The organism is Streptomyces sp. NPDC001450, assembly GCF_053597295.1.
Map to the genome: position 1 here is coordinate 1 of NZ_JBSFHY010000122.1, position 3149 is coordinate 3149.

The 3149-nt window shown below is 70.7% G+C and carries 5 protein-coding genes; all 5 read left to right on the forward strand.

Features of this window, described 5'->3' with window-relative positions:
* Positions 1-54: 54 nt before the first annotated feature.
* Genes ACWC5O_RS45180 through ACWC5O_RS45200 form a run of 5 tightly spaced genes read left to right on the forward strand, consistent with a single transcriptional unit; the run spans position 55 to position 3074 of the window.
* Positions 55-339, forward strand: a complete 285-nt coding sequence (locus ACWC5O_RS45180; protein ID WP_450781354.1) for a hypothetical protein — start codon at positions 55-57, stop codon at positions 337-339.
* Positions 336-764, forward strand: a complete 429-nt coding sequence (locus tag ACWC5O_RS45185; protein ID WP_355837857.1) for an ASCH domain-containing protein — start codon at positions 336-338, stop codon at positions 762-764. The genes ACWC5O_RS45180 and ACWC5O_RS45185 overlap by 4 nt, the downstream gene beginning before the upstream one ends.
* Complete coding sequence (locus ACWC5O_RS45190) at positions 761-2272, forward strand: DNA cytosine methyltransferase (RefSeq protein ID WP_355837855.1); 1512 nt, start codon at positions 761-763, stop codon at positions 2270-2272. The genes ACWC5O_RS45185 and ACWC5O_RS45190 overlap by 4 nt, the downstream gene beginning before the upstream one ends.
* Positions 2272-2736, forward strand: a complete 465-nt coding sequence (locus tag ACWC5O_RS45195; protein ID WP_355837853.1) for a DUF4326 domain-containing protein — start codon at positions 2272-2274, stop codon at positions 2734-2736. The genes ACWC5O_RS45190 and ACWC5O_RS45195 overlap by 1 nt, the downstream gene beginning before the upstream one ends.
* Positions 2733-3074: a hypothetical protein gene (locus ACWC5O_RS45200; RefSeq protein ID WP_450781357.1), complete on the forward strand. Its 342-nt coding sequence runs from the start codon at positions 2733-2735 to the stop codon at positions 3072-3074. The genes ACWC5O_RS45195 and ACWC5O_RS45200 overlap by 4 nt, the downstream gene beginning before the upstream one ends.
* Positions 3075-3149: the final 75 nt, after the last annotated feature.

Below are 3149 nucleotides of genomic sequence, written 5' to 3' on the forward strand. Positions count from 1 at the left end.
CCGACGGCCTCGGTCCGTTGCCTCTATGAGGGGTGTCGGCAAGAACAAACGGCTATGTGCGCACGGCGCCTTCCCCTCAGCGAGCGCCTGATCGCCTTCGCTGGGCTGCTCTTCTCCGCCCTGGTCGCGCTGACCTCCCTGGAGATCGGCCGGACCCTGATCGCAACCTTGGTGACCGCCCTCACCGCCTACGGGCTTACCGCAGCGCTCGCGGCGCTGCTGCTGTCGGTGGGGCTCAGGGCACTGCTCCGTGCCTCCAAGCCGCTCGTTGCCGTCGCCGTGGTCACCGCCCTGGTGCTGTGGGCGATGGGCCGGGCCGTGGTGGGGCTGGTCGTATGACGAGGGCCCTGACCATCCGCCAGCCGTGGGCGGCCGCCATCGCCTACGCCGACAAGCGGATCGAGAACCGGACTTGGCCTACGTCGTACCGCGGGCCGGTCCTCATCCACTCCAGCAAGACCTTGGACCGGCGCCACGGCCCCATGGTGGCCGCCGTGGTGCGCGGGCTGCAGCTGGACCTCGGTGCCGTGCTCGCGGTCGCCCGGATCGTCGACTGCCACGAGGACGACGGGGAGTGCACCCCCTGGTCCGCCAGCGGCCAGTTCCACCACGTCCTGGACGAGGTGACCGTCCTCCCCCTCTCGGTGCCCTGGACGGGCGCTCAGGGCCTATGGGTGCCGCCCGCTGACCTGCTCGCCAAGGTCCGCGAGCAGCTGGACGAGGCCACCGCCGCACGACTGCTGGGAGAGGAGACGTCCCGATGACGCGCCGTTCTGCCACCTCCCGCCCGACCTCCATTCACCTCTTCTGCGGAGCTGGCGGGGACAGCGACGGGTTCCGCCGCGCCGGGTTCGATGTCGTGCTGGGGGCCAACCACTGGAACCGGGCAGTCGAGACCCACGCAGCCAACTTCCCCGAGGCTGAACACCTCTGCGTCGATCTGGACCACTACGACATGCGGCGCCTGCCTAAGGCCCGCGTGCTGGTCGGCTCCCCGATCTGCACCGAAGGCAGCCCCGCCGACGGGGTCAAGCGGCCCAAGGCGGCGCCCACCGCCGGTCAGCTCGACCTGCTCGAAGAGGGCCCGATCCAGGACGCAGCCTGGGAGCGGACCCGGGCCACCGCGTACGACATCCTGCGCGCCGCCGAGGTCCACAACTTTGACGCGGTCGTCTGCGAGAACGTCCCCCGCTTCGCGACCGCCTGGCCGCTGTTCTCGTGGTGGTTGCACGGCATGGAGATCCTGGGCTTCCGGCACCAGATCGTGTCCGTCACCGCCGCCCACATTGGTGGAGACGACAACCCCCACGCCCCCCAGTGGCGGGACCGGATCTTCGTTGTCTTCACCCGCCGGGAGATGCGCGCGCCGGACCTGAGCGTCCGTCCGCTGGCCTGGTGCTCGGGGTGCGGCGAAGACGTGCGCGCGGTTCAGGCATGGCGCAACGGCCGGACGATCGGCAAGTACCGGCAGCAGTACGACTTTAGGTGCCCGCACACTCGATGCCGCCACCAGATCGTGGAGCCCTACGTACGCCCCGCCGCCACCGCGATCAACTGGTCCGATGCCGGTATCCGGATCGGCGACCGGCCCGCACGCGGTATGCGCCCGCTGGCCGCCGCGACCCTGCGCAAGATCCGGCTCGGTCTGGAGAAGCACCGCGTGCCGTCCGTGGTCACGGTCAACCACGCCGACCAGGGCGACGGCCGCGCCTTCCCGGCACTCGCTGCTCCACTGCCCACCCGCACGGTGAGGATCGGCGACGGGATCGCCATCCCGCCGATGCTGGTCCCCACCGGAGGCTCATGGAACCGCGACACGGCAGCCGTCACCGTGCCGATGCGGACCCGCACCACGACCGAGAGCGAGGCCCTGCTGCTGCCGGGCCCGTTCATCACCGAACACCGCGGCGGAGGCAGCACCACCCGGGGGATCAACGACCCGCTCGCCGCGATCACCGCCGGGGGCAACCACCACGGTCTGGTGATCCCGTACCGCAAGGGCGGGCCGACCACGACCGCCACGCCGCTGCACACCGTTGCGACGCGAGAGTCGGCGGGCGTGGTGCTGGGAGCGGACACGGTCCCTGCGGAGATCGAGCTGGAGGACTGCTACTTCCGGATGCTGAGCGCCCGCGAGCACCTGCGTGCCCAGCGCTTCACTGACGACTACACGGTGCTGGGCCACGGAGGCGAGCAGACCAAGCAGGCCGGGAACGCCGTTCCTGCAAACGTCGCGCAGTGGATCGCCTCCCGTCTGCTGGAGGTCCTGTAATGGCGTCCCGCAAGGACCCGCAGGAGATGAACGGCGGCTACCAGCTGGCCATGTTCGCCACCGAGCCGGAGCCCGCCATCACGGCGGGCCCGGCCCCGGCGGAGGCCGAGCAGCTGTCGCCAATTGGCGACAGTTCCCCCGTGGCCGCCACCACGGTGGTGGACCTCCACGCGCACCAGGACGACCCCGCGCTCGCGGACGTGCTGTACGTCGGCCGCCCCATGTACCAGGGCGGGTGGAAGCTGCACGGCCACCCGCTCGCCAACCCCTTCAAAGTCGGCCGCCACGGCGACGCCGCCCAGGTGGTCGAGAAGTACCGGGCCTGGCTGGGCGAGCGCCCGCAGCTAGTCGCCCGCGAGGTGCCGAAGCTGCGCGGCCGGCGGCTCGGTTGCTGGTGTGCCGAAGGCGACCCGTGCCACGCCCGTGTGCTGGCCGAACTGGCGGACCAGGAGGTGGCCCGGTGAGCAAGGAAGAGGAATTCAACCCCTGGCAGTTCGACCGCGAGGCATTCGACAGCGGGCGGTCGAAGGTGACCGTCGAGCGCCACGGCCACGAGGTCTCCCTGGACCGCTACGGCATCTCGATCGACGGCAGCCGCGTGGTGCGCGACGACCTGAAGCACGCCAAGGGCGACCCCGGATTCGAGGTCCGTTTGGACGGCACGGTGATGTACCGCGACACGGAAGTGGCATCCATAGCCGAGCCCGAGAGCGGCTGGAAGCCCGGGGAGGTGACCGTCTGGGGCAAGGACGGACCCAACAACCGGGAGCGGGAGGAGGCGGGCGCGACATCCGCCGCCTGAAGAACCGCCTGGCCGCCATCGAAGAAGAGCTGTTGCTGATCGCCCGCGAGCCCGCCGACGCCCGCAACAAGATGT

Excerpts from the sequence above, each read along its gene's own strand:
- ACWC5O_RS45185 (WP_355837857.1), top strand. The coding sequence starts at position 336 with ATGACGAGGGCCCTGACCATCCGCCAGCCGTGGGCGGCCGCCATCGCC.
- ACWC5O_RS45180 (WP_450781354.1), top strand. The coding sequence starts at position 55 with ATGTGCGCACGGCGCCTTCCCCTCAGCGAGCGCCTGATCGCCTTCGCT.
- ACWC5O_RS45190 (WP_355837855.1), top strand. The coding sequence starts at position 761 with ATGACGCGCCGTTCTGCCACCTCCCGCCCGACCTCCATTCACCTCTTC.
- ACWC5O_RS45195 (WP_355837853.1), top strand. The coding sequence starts at position 2,272 with ATGGCGTCCCGCAAGGACCCGCAGGAGATGAACGGCGGCTACCAGCTG.